This window comes from Streptomyces sp. NPDC035033 (assembly GCF_040636735.1).
Lineage (GTDB): Bacteria > Actinomycetota > Actinomycetes > Streptomycetales > Streptomycetaceae > Streptomyces.
Window position 1 is genome coordinate 1 of the sequence record NZ_JBEZUZ010000048.1, and the last position, 18,349, is coordinate 18,349.

The window sequence follows — 18,349 nt, forward strand, 5'->3', positions numbered from 1 at the left end:
GCCGGCCCGCCCGAGGAGGCCGTGCTCGCCGTGACGGGCGTCGACCGGGCGGGCCGGCCGGCCGCGCGGTCGCGAGGTCGAAGGCGGCGAGCGCCTCCGGCTCCGCGAGGGCGCGCAGCCCGAGCCCCCGGATCCGCCGCAGGTCCGCCTCGGCGAGCCCGCCGCCCATGCCGGTCTCCCACAGGCCCCAGGCCAGTGAGACGGCGGGCAGGCCGAGCGCCCGGCGGTGGACGGCGAGGGCGTCCAGGAAGGTGTTGCCGGCCGCGTAGTTCGCCTGTCCCGCCGTGCCGAGCAGGCCGGCGATCGACGAGAACAGCACCAGGGGCTTCTCCCCCGCCAGTTCGTGCAGGTGCCAGGCCGCGTCGATCTTGGGCCGGAGCACCGTGTCGACCTGCTCGGGGGTGAGCCCGTCCAGGGTGCCGTCGGAGAGGGTTCCGGCGACGTGGACGAAGGCGGCGGGGCGGTGCCGGGCGACGAGCGCCGCCAGCGCCTCGCGGTCCGTGGCGTCGCACGCCTCGGCGAGGATCCGGACGCCGTCGCCGGCGCCCTCGATCCGCGGCGCCGTACCGCTCCGGCTGACGAGGAGCAGCGAGCGGGCGCCGTGCCGCTCCACCAGGTGGCGGGCGAGGAGCGTCCCCAGGGCGCCGCTCGCGCCGGTGATCAGGACGGTGCCCTCCGTCCAGGGGGCGGAGCCGTCCTGCCGGCCGTCCGGCTCCGTGCCGCCGGCCGGGCGGTGCCGGACCAGCCGCGGCACCAGGACCTCGCCGGCGGCCAGCCGCACCTGGGGCTCGTCGGCGAGCGCGGCCGGGGCCAGGGCGGCGGCGGTCTCGTCCCGGACGTCCCCGGTGCCGTCCCACTCCGGGCGGTCCACCAGGAGGAACCGGCCGGGGTGTTCGGTCGCGGCGCTCAGGACCAGGCCCCGGACCCCGGCGTGGGCCGGGTCGGAGCCGATCACGACGGCGAGCCGTCCGGCGGCGTCGTCCGCCAGCCGGTCCCGCAGGACGCCGAGGACGTGGTGGACGGCGTGCCGGGCGCGCTCCGGCGGTCCGCCCCGGCCGGGGTCGGGCTGCACCACGTCGAGGGCCGTGTCCCCGGCGGGCTCCGGGGCCGCGCCGAGGGGCTTCCACGCCCGGGCGTACAGCAGGTTCGCGGCGGCCGGGGCCGGGAGGCCGGTGAGCGGGCGCAGGACCAGCTCCTCGACCTCGACGCGGACGGTTCCGTCGGCGTCGCTCACGAGCAGCCGCACCGACTCGGGGCCGGTGGGGGTGATCCTGGCGCGCAGGACCGTGCCGCCGGGCAGGCCGCCGGGGCGGAAGCGCACCCCGGACCAGGAGAAGGGCAGCGCGGCCGGGCGGGTGTCGTCGGCGACGCCGGGCAGCAGCGGGTGCAGGGCCGCGTCGAGGAGGGCGGGGTGGACGGCGAAGCCCTCCGGCCCGTCCGGGGCCTCCCCCGCGACGTGCGCCGTGGCGATCTCGGCGAGGAGCTCCTCGCCGTGCCGGCGCAGGGACCGCAGCCCCCGGAAGGCGGGGCCGTAGGCGTAGCCGTGCTCGGCGACGCGGTCGTACAGGCCGTCGAGGGCGATCTCGGCGGCGTCGTCCGGCCAGGGGTCGTCCCCGGCCGGGGGCCGGTGGTCCCCGTCGAGGGTGCCGACGGCGTGCCGGGTCCACGGCAGGTCCTCGGGGCCGGCGTCGGGGTCGTCGCTCCGGGAGTGGAGGGTGACCTCGGTCCCGTCCACCACCAGCTGGAGGGTGAGCGCGCCGGTCTCCGGCACGACCACCGGCTCGACGATCGTGAACCGCTCCAGCGGGCCCGCCGTGGCGGCCAGTTCGACCAGGGCGGTGCCGGGGACGACGACGGCGCCGCGGATCCGGTGGTCGGCCAGCCACGGGTGGGTGGCGAGGGAGATCCGGCCTGTGGAGACGGTGGTGGCGCCGCCCGCGAGGTCGACCGCCGCCCCCAGCAGGGGGTGCGGGGAGGGGCGCAGTCCGGTGCCGGACACGTCGGTGCCGGCGGACGGCGTGAGCCAGAACCGCTTGCGCTGGAAGGCGTAGGTGGGCACGTCGACCGGGGCCGCGGCGGGGAAGACCGCGTTCCAGTCGGGGTCGAAGCCCCGGGCGAAGAGGGTGCCCACGGCCGCCGCGAGGGTCTCCGGCTCGGGCCGTCCGTCCCGGCGCAGCGGTACGGCGACGGGGCTGTCGGGCTCGTCGGCGGGGAAGCCGGCCGCGATCATGCCGGTGAGCACCGCGTCCGGGCCCACTTCGAGGACCGTGCGCACGCCCCGCTCCCGCGCGGCGAGCACCGTCTCGTGGAAGCGGACGGTCTCCCGGACCTGCCGCACCCAGTACTCGGGGTCGGTCCACTCCTCGGCCGGTCCCCCGGTGACGGTGGAGAGCGCGGGGATAACCGGCGGGTGGTAGGAGAGCTCCCGGGCGACCGCCCGGAAGTCGTCCAGCATCGGCTCCATCAGCGGCGAGTGGAAGGCGTGGCTGACGGAGAGCCGCTTGGTGCGCCGGCCCCGGGCGGCGAACTCCTCCGCGGCGAAGGCGAGCAGCGCCTCCTCCGCCCCGGAGAGCACCAGCGAGGCGGGGCCGTTGACGGCGGCGACCGTCACACCGGGCGGCAGGTCCCGCCCGGCCAGTTCGGCGGCGGTGGCCTCGACGGCGACCATCGCCCCGCCGCGCGGCAGGGCCTGCATCAGACCGCCGCGGGCGGCGACCAGCCGGGCCGCGTCGGGCAGCGTCAGGACGCCCGCGACGTGCGCGGCGGCCAGTTCGCCGACGGAGTGGCCGAGGACCAGGCCGGGGCGGACGCCCCAGGACTCCATCAGCCGGAAGAGCGCCACCTCGACGGCGAAGAGCGCGGGCTGGGCCGTGCCGGTCTCGTCCAGGCCCCGTCCGGTGGCGATCGCCTCCCGGACGGTCGTGCCGAGCGCCTCGCCGAACTCCGCGCACACCGCGTCGAAGGCGGCGGCGAAGACGGGGTGGGCGGCGGCCAGTTCGCGGCCCATGCCGGCGCGCTGGGCGCCCTGCCCGGTGAAGGCGAAGGCGAGCGGGCCGCCGGCCGGCCGCACCGGGACCGCGTCCCGCAGCCCGGCCGCGCTCGTCGCCGCCGCGCGGTACGGCAGCGGGGCGCGGGTGGCCAGCGTGTACGCCTCGTCCGGGGAGGAGAGGCCGGCGACCCGCTCCGCCTGGTCGGCGAGCGCCCGCTCGGTCCGGGCGGACAGCACCCACGGGAGCGGGGCCGGGGCGGGCCCGGCCGGGGCCGGGGCGGGTGCGGGCTCCGCCTCCTCGATGATCACGTGGGCGTTGGTGCCGCCGAAGCCGAAGGAGGAGACGCCGGCCCGGCGGGGGCGCTCCCCGCGCGGCCAGGGGCGGGCCCGGTCGAGCAGTTCGACCTTGCCCTCCGCCCAGTCGACGTGCCGGGACGGGGTGCCCAGGTGCAGGGTGGCCGGGGCGAGGTCGTGCCGCATGGCCTGGACGACCTTGATGATGCCGCCGACGCCGGCGGCGGCCTGGGCGTGGCCGATGTTCGACTTCAGCGAGCCCATCAGCACCGGCCGTTCCCGGTCGGCGCCGTAGGTGGCGATCACGGCCTGCGCCTCGATGGGGTCGCCGAGCCGGGTGCCGGTGCCGTGCGCCTCGACCAGGTCGACGTCGGCGGGCGCGAGGCGCGCGGAGTCCAGGGCGGCCCTGATCACCCGCTCCTGGGCGGGGCCGTTGGGGGCGGTCAGGCCGTTGGAGGCGCCGTCGGAGTTGACCGCGGAGCCGCGCAGGACGGCGAGGACCCGGTGCCCGTTGCGGCGGGCGTCCGACAGCTTCTCCAGCAGGAGCATGCCGGCCCCCTCGGACCAGCCGGTGCCGTCGGCGTCGTCGGAGAAGGACTTGCAGCGGCCGTCCTCGGAGAGTCCGCGCAGCCGGGAGAACTCGATGAACGGCGTCGGCGTGGACATCACCGTCGCGCCGCCCGCCACCGCGAGCTCGCACTCGCCGCGCCGCAGCGCGTTGGCCGCGAGGTGGACGGCGACGAGCGAGGACGAGCAGGCGGTGTCGACGGTGAGGGTCGGGCCCTCGAAGCCGAAGGTGTAGGCGAGGCGGCCGGAGGCGATGCTGCCGGCGCTGCCGCTGTACAGGTACCCCTGGACGCCCTCGGCGGGCAGGTGGGGGCGGGAGCCGTAGTCGCTGTACATGACGCCGACGTAGACGCCGGTCCGGGTGCCGCGCAGGGTGCCCGGCTCCAGGCCCGCGTTCTCGACCGCCTCCCAGGTGGTCTCCAGGAGCTGGCGCTGCTGCGGGTCGAGCGCGGACGCCTCGCGGGGCGAGAGGCCGAAGAACTCGGCGTCGAAGAGGTCGGCGTCGTGCAGGAAGCCGCCGCGGCGGGTGGTGGAGGTGCCGGGGTGGTCGGCGTCGGGGTGGTACAGGTCGGCCGGCCAGCCCCGGTTGACGGGGAAGTCCGAGGTGGCGTCGCGGCCCTCGGCGACCAGCCGCCACAGGTCCTGCGGCGAGGCGACGCCGCCGGGGTAGCGGCAGGCCATGCCGACGATCGCGATCGGCTCGTCGTCGGCGGCGGGCTCCGCCGCCGGGCGGGGTCCGGCCGGTGCCGTCGCCCCGTCCGGCGTCCGCTCGGCGTCCGCCTCGACCAGGGTCCACAGGTGCGCGGCGAGCGCGGCGGGGGTGGGGTGGTCGAAGACCACGGTGGCGGTCAGCCGCCGGCCGAGTGCGGCGCCGAGCTGGTTGCGCAGCTCGACGGCGGTCAGCGAGTCGAAGCCGAGTTCGCTGAAGGAGCGCTGGTCGTCGACCTCGTCGGGGTCGGCGTGGCCGAGGACGGCGGCCGCCTGCCGGCGGACCGCGTCGAGGAGTCCGGCCCGGTCGAGGACGGGCGCCGGTCCGGTGTCCGCGGCGTCCGGGCGGGTGGCGGCGGGGCCGGGCCGCGGGCCCGCCGCCGGTCCCGCCAGGTCGCGCAGGAGGGCGGGCAGGCCGGTCCGGCCGCGGAGGGCGGCGCGGTCGACGCGGGTCAGCGCGAACACCGGGGCGCCGGTGCCGTCGAGCCGGTCGAGGGCGGCGTCGAAGAGGTCGAGCGCCTCGGCGGTCTCCAGCGGGCGCAGCCCGGTGCGGGCCAGGCGCTGGAGGTCGACCTCGGTCAGGTCGCCCGAGATGCCGCTGCTCTCGGCCCACAGGCCCCAGGCGAGGGAGGCGGCGGGCAGGCCGAGCGCGTGGCGGTGGGCGGCGAGGGCGTCGAGGAAGGTGTTGCCGGCCGCGTAGTTGGCCTGGCCCGCCGTGCCGAGCAGGCCGGCGACGGAGGAGTAGAGGACCAGGGGCTTCTCCCCGGCCAGTTCGTGCAGGTGCCAGGCCGCGTCGACCTTGGGCAGCAGGACGGAGTCGAGCTGTTCGGCGGTCAGGCCGGTCAGGGTGGCGTCGGCGTTCACGCCGGCCGTGTGGACCACCGCGGCCGGGTCGTGCGCGGCGAACACCGCCGCCAGCGCCGCGCGGTCGCTCACGTCGGCGGCCACCAGGATCGCCTCGGCGCCGAGGGCGGCCAGCTCCGCGCGGAGCGCGTCGGCGCCGGGTGCGGCGGGGCCGCGCCGGCTGACCAGCACCAGGTGCCGGGCGCCGTGCCGGGTGACCAGGTGGCGGGCGACGATCGCGCCGAGGGTGCCGGTCGCGCCGGTGATCAGCACCGGGCCCGCGCTCCAGTCCACGGCGGTGTCGGCGGCCGGGCCGGCCGGGCGGGCGAGCCGGGGCACCAGGAGGGCGCCGTCCCGGAGGGCGAGTTCGGGCTCCGGGGAGCGGAGGGCGGCGTCCAGGAGCGCGCCGTCCACCGGGGCGTCGGCCTCGATCAGCTGGATCCGGCCGGGGTTCTCCGCCTGGGCGCTGCGGAGGAGGCCGCGGACGGCGGCGTGCCGGAGGCCGGGAGCGAGGACGAAGGCGTGGCGGCGCTCGTCCTCGGCGGCCAGGATCCGCCGCAGTTCGGCGAGGACGGTGTGGACGGCGTGCCGCGCCGCCGCGGCGGTGTGCTCGCCGTTCTCGCCGTTCCCGTCGTTGCCGCTGTTCTCGCCTTCCTCGCCGGGGGCGAGGTGGTGCGCGGTGGCCGGTTCGCCGGCCGGGTCGGCGGCGTCGGCGGCGCGCCAGACGACGGTGTGCAGGCCCGGCGGGACGGGTCCCCGGCCGAGCGGCAGCAGGGCCAGCTCGTCCACGGTCAGCACGGCGTCGCCGTTCCGGTCGTGGGCGGTCAGCCGGGCCGTGCCGCCGCTCACGGTGACCGCGGCGGTCAGCGCCGTGGCGCCGGTGGCGTGGCGGGTGACGCCGCTCCAGGAGAAGGGCAGCACGGCCGGGGCGTCGGCGTCGGCGACGCCGGGGAGCAGGACGTGCAGGACGGCGTCGAGCAGGGCCGGGTGGAGGCCGAAGCGGCTCGCCTCGGCCCGCTGCCGCTCGGGGAGTTCGGCCTCGGCGAAGCGGACGTCGCCGTCGCGGCGCACCGTCCGCAGGTTGCGGAAGGCGGGGCCGTAGTCGTAGCCGTGGCCGCTCAGCCGCTCGTACGCCCCGGTCAGGTCGGTCGCGTCGCCGGCCGGTTCGGGGGCGGGACCCGGGGCGGTCCGGCCGGGCAGCAGGACGCCGTGGGCGTGCCGGGTCCAGGCGGTGTCCGCGTCGTCCCCGGTGGGGACGGGGCGGGAGTGGAGGGCGACGGTACGGGCTCCGCCCGCGTCCGGCGCCTCGACCCTGATCTGGAGGGCGGCGGGTCCGTCCTCGGGGAGGACCAGCGGGGTGGTGAGGGTGAGTTCGGCGACGGTCGGGCAGTCCAGCAGCTCGCCGGCGTACAGCGCCATGTCGAGCACCGCCGTGCCGGGGAGGACGGCCTCGCCGCGGATCCGGTGGTCGCCGGCCCAGCCGGCGGCGGAGACCTCGCCGGTCAGCAGCGTCGCGCCGTCGGCGAGCTCCACGACCGTGCCCAGCAGCGGGTGCGCGGGGTCCGGGTCCTCCAGCCAGTAGCGGCGGTGCTGGAAGGGGTAGCGGGGCAGCGGGACCTGCCGGGTCGCCGGGAGGAGGGCCGTCCAGTCGACCGCCGCGCCCCGGGTGTGCAGGGCGGCGAGCACGGCGTAGGCGGTCTCCACGTCGTCGCGGCCGGAGCGGAGCATCGCCGCGCGGACGCCGGTGCCGGGGGTGCCGGTGTCCGCGTCCTCGTCGGCGAGGGTCTGGGCGACCATCGCGGTCAGCACCGGGTGCGGGCCGAGTTCGACGAACTCGGTGACGCCGTGCTCGCGGAGGGTGCGGACGCCGTCGGCGAAGCGGACGGCCTGCCGGACGTGGGTGACCCAGTAGTCGGGCGAGGTCAGCTGCCCGGGTTCGGCGAGCCGCCCGGTCACGTTGGAGACGACCGGGGTGTGGGGCTCGTGGAAGGCGACGGCGTCCAGCGCGGCCCGGAAGCCGGCCAGGGCCTCGTCCATGTGCGCCGAGTGGAAGGCGTGGCTGACGACGAGGCGCCGGGTGCGCCTGCCCCGGTCCGCCCAGTGGGCGGCCACGGCGGTCACGGCGTCGGCGTCGCCGGAGACCACCACGGCCCGGGGGCCGTTGACGGCGGCGATCTCCGCGCCGGGGACGAGCGTCTCCAGGACCTCGGCCTCGGTGGCCTCCAGGGCGGCCATCGCCCCGTCGTCGCGGGCCGACTCCATGGCGGCGCCGCGGGCGACGACCAGGCGGCAGGCGTCGGGGAGGTCGAAGACGCCCGCCACGTGGGCGGCGGCCACCTCGCCGACGGAGTGGCCGAGGAGGAGGTCGGCGGTGAGGCCGTGGTGCTCGGCGAAGCGGTGGAGCGCGACCTCGACGGCGAAGAGGGCCGCCTGGGTGTGGGCGGTCCGGTCGAGGAGCGCGGCGTCCGCGCTGTCGGGCGCGGCGAAGACGACGCCGGCCGTCGGGTGGTCGAGCAGCGGGTCGAGGTGCGCGCACACCTCGTCGAACGCGGTCCGGTAGGCGTCGGAGCGCTCGTACAGCTCCCGTCCCATGCCGAGCCGCTGGGCGCCCTGGCCGGTGAAGAGGAAGGCCGTCGCGCCGCGGCCGGTGCCGTCGCCGCGCACCGTGCCGGGCGCCGGGGCGCCTTCGGCGAGGGCGTCCAGGCCGCGCAGCAGGGCCTCGCGGTCGGTGCCGAGGACCACGGCCCGCTGGTCGAGCCGGGCCCGGCGGGTGGCCAGGGTGCCGGCGACGTCGGCCGGGTCGAGCTCCGGGTGGGCGTCGAGGTGGGCGCGCAGGTCGGCCGCCCGGGTCCTCAGGGCGGCCTCGGTCCGGGCCGAGAGCACCAGCGGCAGGATCGGCGGCTCGGCGGCCGGGGCGCCGGGGGCGGGGGCGGGGGTCTCGCCCTGTTCGAGGATGACGTGGGCGTTGGTGCCGCTGATGCCGAAGGCGGAGACGGCGGCGCGGCGGGGACGGCCGAGCTCCGGCCAGTCCTTCTGCTCGGTGAGGAGTTCGACCGCGCCGGCCGTCCAGTCCACGTGCGGGGACGGCTCGTCGAGGTGGAGGGTGCGCGGCTGGACGCCGTGGCGCATGGCCTGGACCGCCTTGATGACGCCGCCGACGCCGGCGGCGGCCTGGGCGTGGCCGAGGTTCGACTTCAGCGAGCCGAGGCGGACGGGCTCCTCGCGGTCCTGGCCGTAGGTGGCGAGCAGCGCCTGGGCCTCGATCGGGTCGCCGAGGCGGGTGCCGGTGCCGTGCGCCTCCACGAGGTCGACGTCGCGGCCGGAGAGGCCGGCGTCGGCGAGGGCGGCGCGGATCACCCGTTCCTGGGAGGGGCCGTTGGGGGCGGTCAGGCCGTTGGAGGCGCCGTCGGAGTTGACGGCCGAGCCGCGGAGCACGGCGAGGACCCGGTGGCCGTTGCGGCGGGCGTCGGAGAGCCGTTCCACGAGGAGCAGGCCCACGCCCTCCGACCAGCCGGTGCCGTCGGCGGCGGCGGAGAAGGACTTGCAGCGGCCGTCGGCGGAGAGGCCGTTCTGCCGGGAGAACTCCACGAAGGTGCTCGGTCCCGCCATCACGGTGACGCCGCCGGCCAGGGCCAGGTCCACCTCCCCCTGCCGCAGCGCGTTCGCGGCCAGGTGCAGCGCGACCAGCGAGGACGAGCAGGCGGTGTCGACGGTGATCGCCGGGCCCTCCAGGCCGTAGACGTACGCCAGCCGGCCGGAGACGACGCTGGAGGTGTTGCCGGCGAGGAGGAAGCCCTCGACCTCGCGGGGGGTGACGGGCAGCCGGGCGGCGTAGTCGTCGTACATGACGCCGGTGAAGACGCCGGTGCGGCTGCCGCGCAGGCCGGTCGGGTCGATCCCGGCGTCCTCGAAGGTCTCCCAGGCCGTCTCCAGGAGCAGCCGCTGCTGCGGGTCGGTGGCCAGGGCCTCGCGCGGCGACATGTCGAAGAAGGCGGCGTCGAAGAGGTCGGCCTCGTGCAGGAAGCCGCCGTGCCGGGTGTAGCTGGTGCCGGGGTGGTCGGGGTCGGGGTGGTAGAGGCCGTCCAGGTCCCAGCCGCGGTTGGCCGGGAACTCGGAGATCACGTCCCGGCCGTCGCGGACGAGCCGCCACAGGTCGTCGGCGGAGCGGACCCCGCCGGGGAAGCGGCAGGCCATGCCGACGATGGCGATGGGCTCGTCGGCGCGGGGGCCGGTCCGCCGGGTCCGGCCGGCGCCGGCGCGGGGCCCGGCGGCCTCGGCGGAGGAGGCGGCGAGGAAGCGGGCCAGGGCCTCCGGGGTGGGGTGGTCGAAGACCAGGGTGGCGGGCAGTTGCCGGCCGGTGGCGGCGCCCAGGCGGTTGCGCAGGTCGACGGCGGCGAGCGAGTCGAAGCCCTGCTCGCGGAAGGCCTTGTCCAGGTCGAGCAGGTGCGGGCCGGCCAGGCCGAGGACGGCGGCGGTGTGGGTCCGTACGACGTCCCGGGCCTGCTTCTCCGTGAGGACGGTGCCGGCCGGTCCCGCGGGGGTCGCGGCGGCCGGCTTGCGGCGCCGGCCGGCCAGGCCGGTCAGCAGGACCGGTACGGGGGCGGTGGCGGGGATCCCGGAGAGCCGGAGGGCGGCGGGGACGGGCAGGGCCGCGTCGCCGGTGACCGCGCGGTCGAAGAGGGCGAGGCCCTGGTCGGCGGTGAGGGGGGCGATGCCGGCGCGGGTCCAGCGGTCGAGGTCGGCGGTGCCGAGGGACCGGCCCATGCCCTCCTCCCACAGGCCCCAGGCGAGCGAGGTGCCGGGCAGGCCGGCGGCCCTGCGGTGCGCGGCCAGGGCGTCCAGGTAGGCGTTGGCGGCGGCGTAGTTGGCCTGGCCGGCGGTGCCGAGCAGGCCGGAGACGGAGGAGAAGAGGACGAAGGCGTCGAGCCGGAGGTGCGCGGTCAGCTCGTGGAGGTGGCGGGCGCCGTCGGCCTTGACGCCCATGACGGTGCGGACGCGTTCCTCGGTGAGCGCCGTGACGGTGGCGTCGTCGAGGACGCCGGCGGTGTGGACGACGGCGGTGAGCGGGGCGTCGGCGGGCAGGCCGTCGATCAGGCCGGCGAGCGCCGCGCGGTCGGTGACGTCGAGGGCGACCGCGCGGGCGCCGTCCAGCTCCGCCAGGAGGGCGGCGGCGCCGGGCGCGTCGGGGCCGCGGCGGCTGACGAGGAGGAGGTTGCGCAGGCCGTGCCGGTGGTGGAGGTGGCGGGCGATCAGGGCGCCGAGGCCGCCGGTGCCGCCGGTGACGAGGACGGTGCCCGCGGGGTCCCAGCCGAGGCCGGCGGGGCCGTCGTCGGTGCCGGGGGCGGTCCTGGCCAGCCGGGGGACGAGGAAGGCGCCGTCCCGCAGGGCGAGTTGCGGCTCCCCGGTGCGTACGGCCGCGTCGGCGGCGGCGTGGACGTCGGCGGCGCCGGCCGGGTCGGCGTCGACCACGACGATCTGGTCGGGGTACTCGCTCTGGGCGGTGCGCGCCAGGCCCCAGACGGCGGCGGCGGCCGGGTCGGCGACCGGGTCGCCCGGGGCGGTGGCGACGGCGTCGCGGGTGACGAGGACGAGCCGTTCGGCCGGGTCGTGCTCGCCGGTGACCCACTCCTGGACCGCGCCGAGGGCCCGGGCGACGGCGGCGGCCGGGTCCCCGGCCGGGGCGAGCTCGACGACGGTGGGCGGCACGGGGGCGTCGGCGGCCGGGGCGGCGGGCGCGGGGCGCCAGACCACCTCGTACAGCGGGTCGGCGGCGGCGCCCGGGGTCGCGGCCCGCAGGGTGATGCCGTCGACGGTGGCGACGGGGGCGCCCGTCGCGTCGGTGAGCAGCAGGGCGTGGGTGTCGGGTCCGGCGGGGGTGATCCGGGCCCGCAGCCCGGCGCCCGGGGCGACGGCGCGGTGGACGCGCACGCCGCTCCAGACGAACGGCAGGCGGGTGCCCTCCCCGCCGTCGGCCAGGCCGAGGACGAGGGGGTGGAGCACGGCGTCCGTCAGGGCGGGGTGGAGCAGGAAGCCGTCCCCGGCGCCGAGGTGCTCCTCCGGGAGCCGGATCTCGGCGTACAGGGCGTCGCCGTCCCGGTGGACGGCCCGCAGGCCGCGGAAGAGGCCGGCGTAGGCGTAGCCGCGGCCGGCGAGGAGTTCGTACGCGTCCTCCACCGGCACCGGTTCGCCGGGCGGCGGCCCTTCGGGCAGGCCGGCCGGGTCGGGGTCCGGGGCGGGGCCGGGGTCCCGGAGCAGGCCGGAGGCGTGCCGGGTCCACTCCCGCTCGCCGTCGCGCCGGGAGTGGACGGTCAGTTCGCGTTCGCGGACGGTCACCTGGATCGCGACCGGGCCGGTGGCGGGGAGGGCGAGCGGGGTCTCCAGGGTCAGGTCCGCCACCTCGGGCAGGCCGACCCGCTCGCCCGCGAGGAGGGCGAGCTCCAGGAAGGCCGTGCCGGGCAGCAGGGTGGTGCCGCCGACCACGTGGCCGGCGAGCCAGGGGTGGTCGCCGAGCGAGACGGTGCCGGCCAGCACGACCTCGTCGCGGTCGACCAGTTCGACCACCGAGTCGAGCAGCGGGTGTCCGGAGGCGGCGCGCGCGGGGCGCGGCGGCAGCCAGTAGCGGTCCCGGAGGAAGGGGTGGGTGGGTTCGGCGCCGTGGACGCGCGCCAGGGCGGCCCGCAGGACGTCCGGCTCGGAGCCGGTCGAGCGGCCGAGCGGGACGACCCGGGTGATCCCGGCGGAGCGGATGAGCGGGGTGAGCGCGGCGGACGGGCCGGCCTCGACGAAGAGGGCGGCCCCGGCCTCGCGGAGGGCGGTGACGGCGTCGTGGAAGCGGACGGTGCCGCGGATCTGGGCGGCCCAGTGCTCGGCGTAGCCGGAGGTGTCGGCGGGGAGCGGGCGGCCGGTCACCGTGGAGACGACCGGGAGGGCCGGCGGCCGGTGGTCGACGGTCCGCGCCACCGCGCGGAACTCGTCGAGGACCTCGTCCATGTGCGGGGAGTGGAAGGCGTGGCTGACGGTCAGCCGGGTCACCCTGCGGCCCCGCTCCCGCCAGCCGGCGGCCACGGTCTCGGCGGCCTCGGCGTCGCCGGCGATCACCACCGACACCGGTCCGTTGACGGCGGCGACGACGACGCCGTCGACCAGGCTGCCGGTGATCTCGTCCTCGGTGGCCTCGACGGCGATCATGGCGCCGCCGGAGCGGGCCCGCTGCATCAGCCGGCCGCGCGCGGCGACCAGCTTCGCCGCGTCCGGCAGCGAGAAGACGCCGGCCACGTAGGCGGCCGCCAGCTCGCCGATGGAGTGCCCGGCGAGCAGGTCGGGGACGAGGCCCTCCGCCATGGCGGCCTCGGCTAGGGCCACTTCGAAGGCGAAGAGCGCCGGCTGGGTGTAGCGGGTCTGGTGCAGCGCCGGGTCGTCGCCGAACATCAGCTCCTTGAGCGGCCGGTCGAGGTGGGGCTCGAAGGCGGCACACACCTCGTCGAGGACGCGGGCGAAGACCGGGGAGTGGGCGTGGAGTTCGCGGCCCATGCCGGGGCGCTGGGCGCCCTGGCCGGTGAACACCAGGGCGGTGGGGGTCCGTTCGCCCTCTTCGAGGACGACGTGGGCGTTGGTGCCGCTGATGCCGAAGGCGGAGACGGCGGCGCGCCGCGGGCGGTCGGTCCGCTGCCAGGGCCGGGCCTCGGTAAGCAGTTCGACCCGGCCCGACGTCCAGTCCACGCGGCTGGTCGGCACCTCGGCGTGGAGGCTGCGCGGCAGCACCTCGTGGCGCATGGCCTGGACGGCCTTGATGACGCCGGCGACGCCGGCGGCGGCCTGGGTGTGGCCGATGTTCGACTTCAGCGAGCCCAGGTGGAGCGGGGCGTCGCGGTCCTGTCCGTAGGTGGCGAGGATCGCCCCGGCCTCGATGGGGTCGCCGAGGGAGGTGCCGGTGCCGTGGGCCTCCAGCAGGTCCACGTCCTTGCCGGTCAGGCCGGCGTCGGCGAGGGCGGTGGTGATGAGGCGCTGCTGGGAGAGGCCGCTGGGGGCGGTCAGACCGTTGGAGGCGCCGTCGGAGTTGACGGCCGAGCCGCGGATCACGGCGAGGACCGGGTGGCCCTGGGCGCGGGCGTCGGAGAGGCGCTCCAGGGCCAGCATGCCGACGCCCTCGGCCCAGCCGGTGCCGTCGGCGGTGTCCGAGAAGGGCTTGCACCGTCCGTCGGCGGCCAGGCCGTGCTGCCGGGAGAACTCCTCGAACATGCCGGGGGTGGCCATGACGGTCACGCCGCCGGCGAGCGCCGCCGTCGCCTCCCCGGACCGCAGGGCCCGGACCGCGAGGTGCAGGGCGACGAGCGAGGAGGAGCAGGCGGTGTCGACGGTGAGGGTGGGGCCGACGAGGCCGAGCTGGTAGGCGATGCGGCCGGAGAGGACGCTGGTGGTGGTGCCGGTCAGGACGTAGCCGGCGACCTCGTCGCCCGCCTCGTGCATCCGGGGGCCGTAGTCGGAGGCGGTGCCGCCGACGAAGACGCCGGTGCGGCTGCCGCGCAGCGTCTTCGGGTCGATGCCGGCCCGCTCCAGGGCCTCCCAGGAGGTCTGGAGCAGCAGCCGCTGCTGCGGGTCCATGGCCAGCGCCTCGCGGGGCGAGATGCCGAAGAAGGCCGGGTCGAACTCGGCGGCGCCGGTGAGGAAGCCGCCGACCCGGGAGTAGCCCTCGCCGAAGGTCCAGCCGCGGTCGTGGGGGAAGGCCCCGACGACGTCCCGCTGTTCGGCGACGACCCGCCACAGGTCCTCGGGCGACTCGACGCCGCCGGGGAAGCGGCAGGCCATGCCCACGATGGCGATCGCGTCCTCGTCGCCGCCGGCGCCGGTCCGGGCGCGCGGGGCCGGGGCGGACGCGGCGGGGCGGCGCGCGCCCGGCTCGATCCCGGTCTCGGCGAGGTGGGCGATGAGTTCCTGGGGGGTGGGGTGGTCGAAGAGCAGGCCGGGGGCGAGGGTCCGGCCGGTGGCGGCGGAGAGGTTCTCGATGAGTTCCACGGTCATCAGCGAGGAGAAGCCGAGGTCGCGGAAGTTGGTGTCCAGTTCGACGGCGTCCGGGTCGGGGGCGCCGAGCGCCGCCGCGACCTCCGCCTTGACCAGGGCGGCCGCGTCGATGGCCGTCCCGGGGGCGTCGGGGCCGGGGTCGCGGCGGGCGGCCGGGTCGGTGCCCGTCCAGTACCGCTCGCGCTGGAAGGGGTAGCCCGGCAGCCGCACCCGCCGGGCCCCCAGCTCCGCGTAGGCCGCCGTCCAGTCGACGTCCTCGCCGCGCACGAACGCCTCGGCGGTCTCGGCGACTCCGGCGTCCCCGAAGCGCTCGGCGCGCCCGGCGCCGGCGGTGTCAGTGGCGTCGGTGTCCGTGGCGCCGGCGGCGTCGGTGGCCTCGGTGTCCGTGGCGCTGGCGGCACCGGCGGCCTCGGTGGCGTCGGTGTCCCGCCGGGTGAGCACGTGGGGCGCGGGGGTGCCCGCCGCGAGGGCGTCGAGGCCGGTACGCAGCTCCTCGGCGTCCGCGGCGAGGACGACGGCCCGGTGCCGGAACGCCGTCCGGGTCGTCGCCAGGGAGAAGCCGAGGTCGTACGGGTGGTGCCCGGCGTCCCGGAGGAGGGCGGCGTGCGCGCGCAGCGCCGCCGGCGTCCGGCCCGAGACGGGCACCGGCACGGCGCGGCCCGGGGCCGCGTCCGCCGGGGCGGCTTCCCCGGCCGGGGGTCCGGCGGGGGCCGGGGGCTCGGCGAGGACGACGTGGGCGTTGGTGCCGCCCATGCCGAAGGAGGAGACGCCGGCGACGAGCGGACGGTCGGGGCGCGGCCAGTCGGCGAGGGCGGTGGGGACCCGCAGTCCGAGGTCGTCGAGCGGGATGGCGGGGTTGGGCGTCTCGAAGTTGAGGCTCGCGGGGACGCGGCGGTGGCGGATGGCGAGGACGGCCTTGAGGAGGCCGGTGATGCCGGCGGCGCCTTCGAGGTGCCCGATGTTGGTCTTGACCGAGCCGACGAGGAGCGGGTCGCCGTCCCGGCCGGTGCCGTCCGCCGTCCGCCCGCCGAAGACGGCGCCGAGCGAGGCCGCCTCGATCGGGTCCCCGACCGGGGTGCCGGTGCCGTGCAGCTCCACGTACTGGACCTGTTCGGGGGCGGTCCCGGCGCGCCGCAGCGCGGCCCGGATCACCCGCTCCTGGGCCTGGGGGCTCGGCACGGTCAGGCCGGGGGTGGCGCCGTCGTTGTTGACGGCGCTGCCGCGGATCACCGCGTAGACGTCGTCGCCGTCGGCGAGGGCGGTCGACAGCGGCTTGAGGACCAGCACGACGGCGCCCTCGCCGCGGACGTATCCGTTGGCGCGGGCGTCGAAGACGTAGCTGCGGCCGTCGGGCGAGAGGCCGCCGAAGCGCTTCGCGCCCAGCGCGCCCTCGGCGAGGAGGTTGAGGTTGACGCCGGCGGCGAGGGCGACGGGCGACTCGCCCGAGCGGACGCTCTGGGCCGCCAGGTGGACCGCGACGAGCGAGGAGGACTGGGCGGTGTCCACGACGACGCTCGGTCCGCGCAGGTCCAGGGCGTAGGAGACCCGGTTGGCGATGACGCCCCGGTGGGTGCCGGTGTTGGTGTGCTGGGTGATCGCGCCGTCGCCGCCGCTGAGCACCAGGCCGGCGTAGTCGTCGCGGAGCGAGCCGACGAAGACGGAGGCGGCGCTGCCCGCCAGGGCGGCGGGGACGATCCCGGCGTCCTCCAGGGCCGACCAGGCGAGTTCGAGGACCAGGCGCTGCTGCGGGTCCATGGCGGCGGCTTCCCGCGCGGAGATGCCGAAGAACGCGGCGTCGAAGTCGCCGACCCCGTCCAGGAACGCCCCGAAGCGGGCTCCGTCCTCGAATCCGACCGAGCCCGATATTCCGTCCCGCCGGTCCTCCGGTACGTCGGTGACGGCGGTGCGACCCTCTCTCAGGAGCTCCCAGAAATCGTTTTTCCCGGCCGCTCCGGGCAACCGGCAAGACATTCCGACGATCGCGACGGAATCGTCGCGAACATCCCCGTGACCGTCATGTCCTGTCGTCATGTGAGAGCTCTTTCCTCGATGAGTTCAGAAAGCTTCAGAATTTTTCCGGGCGCGTGGTGCGCGTGTGCGGTCCTTTCCGCGCGCGTGCTCCGCGCCCGGAATTCCCCGGGGACCGGCGGTTCCCCCGGCGGCCGGACTATCCGGCCGCGGTCCCCGGCGCGAGGGCGGCGCCGTCCTGGGCCCGCAGCACCGCGAGCAGGTCGCGCAGGCCGGCCTCCAGCCGGTCGATCTCGGCGTCGGTGATGTGGACGGACGGTTCGAGCCGGAGCGTGTCCGTGGCGCTGGCCGTCGGCAGGACGCGCAGGTCGTGGACGCGCAGCAGGTAGCCGGAGAGCGCGTACCCGAGCAGCCCGGCGCGGGCCTGCTCGGCGATCGGGGCGGAGGCGGAGCCGGACTGGTCGCGGAAGGCGAGGCCGATCATCAGGCCCCGGCCGCGGACCTCCTCGACGACGTCGGGGAAGTCGTCGAGGAGGCCGCGCAGCATCTCCTGGAGGCGGGCGCCGCGCTCGGCCGCCTTGCGGTAGGCGGCGCCGCCGTCCGCCTCCAGGAGGTCGACGGTGCGGGTGGCGATGAGGGTGGAGAAGGCGTCCTTGGCGAAGGTCGAGCTGTGGACGAGCTCGAACTCCTCGCGGTAGCGGGAGGAGCGGATCAGGGTCAGCGCCGTCTTGGCGAGGCCGCCGCCGAGGCTCTTGGCGAGCGTGATGTAGTCGCCCCGCAGGCCGAGCGGGGCGGCGGCGAAGAAGGTGCCGGTGCGGCCCATGCCGCTCTGCACCTCGTCCACGACGACCGGGCAGTCCACGGTGGCGCAGGCGTCCTGGACGCGCCGGACGGTCTCCCGGTCGAAGGGCCTGATCCCGGCCTCGCCCTGGACGGGTTCGAGGAGGAAGGCGGCGATGACCGGCAGGTCGCGCTCCACGACGCGGACCGTGCCGGCGTCGGAGGCGAGGGCGAAGAGGGTCCTGCGCTCCGCCTCGACGGCCTTGGCCGGCCCGTCCGGCTCGTGCACCGGCACGAACCGGCACTGCGCGGCCAGCGCGCCGAAGGGGGTGCGGAAGCCGGCGTTGTGGGTGAGCTGGACGCTGCCGACGAGCTTGCCGTGGAAGGAGCCCTCGGGGGCGAGGAAGACGGGCGCGGCGGTGGCGGTGCGCTCGGCGTTGATCCGGCGCAGCCCGTCGATCACCGCGTCGAGCGGGGCCCCGTCGGGCAGTCCGGCCTCGGCGGCGAGCCTGCGGTGGGTCTCGTCGGCGAGGAGCGCGGCGCCGCCCGCCGCGGCGGCCCGGGCCCGGTCGACGGAGGCGTCGATCTCGGCCGCCAGCGCGGCCGCCTTCATGCCCCGGTCGAGCTCGGCGTGCTTCATCGCGATCTCGACGGCCTCGGCGCCGCTGTTCGCGAAGATCGCGGCGTACTCCTCGGTGGCGCCGAGCTCGCGCTTGACGATCGCGTCGATCCTCAGCGCGAGGTCGTTGGCGTAGGGGTGGCGGGAGAACTGCGCGTGCACCGGGACGCCCCGGTCGAGGAGCTCCTTCGCGTAGGCCACGAGCTCGGGGGCGTTGTGCCCGAGGATGGTCGAGCCGTAGCCGCCGACCAGGTCGAGGACGGCCTTCTCGCGTCCCTCCGCGTCCCGGCGGAAGAGCGTGTCCTTCTCCGCCCGGACGTATTCGACGCCCAGTCCGAGGGAGGCCAGCAGGCCCCCGAGATACGCCTCCGCGAGCTCGCGCCCTGCTGTTTCCGGTGCTTCCGGGCTCATATTCGATCCGCTCCCCAGCCGATACGGTCCACTGCGTCTGGAACCGTAGCGACGGGCCGTAACGGCCCTGTAATCCGTCACTCACTGGCACAGAAGCAGGCAGTCACCGGACGTCCGCCGGCGGGCCGCGAACGATGGATTACCGGGCGCCG

The 18,349-nt window shown here is 77.3% G+C and carries 2 protein-coding genes; both read right to left on the reverse strand.

Annotated elements, in window-relative coordinates; all coding sequences use genetic code 11:
• A partial coding sequence (locus AB0E83_RS20320; protein ID WP_362113370.1) for an SDR family NAD(P)-dependent oxidoreductase occupies positions 1-16,390 on the reverse strand: 16,390 nt, incomplete at its 3' end.
• A gap of 196 nt (positions 16,391-16,586) precedes the next feature.
• A complete protein-coding gene (locus AB0E83_RS20325; RefSeq protein ID WP_362113373.1) occupies positions 16,587-18,197 on the reverse strand; it encodes an aminotransferase class III-fold pyridoxal phosphate-dependent enzyme in 1,611 nt (536 codons plus the stop codon).
• Between the last annotated feature and the right edge of the window lie 152 nt (positions 18,198-18,349).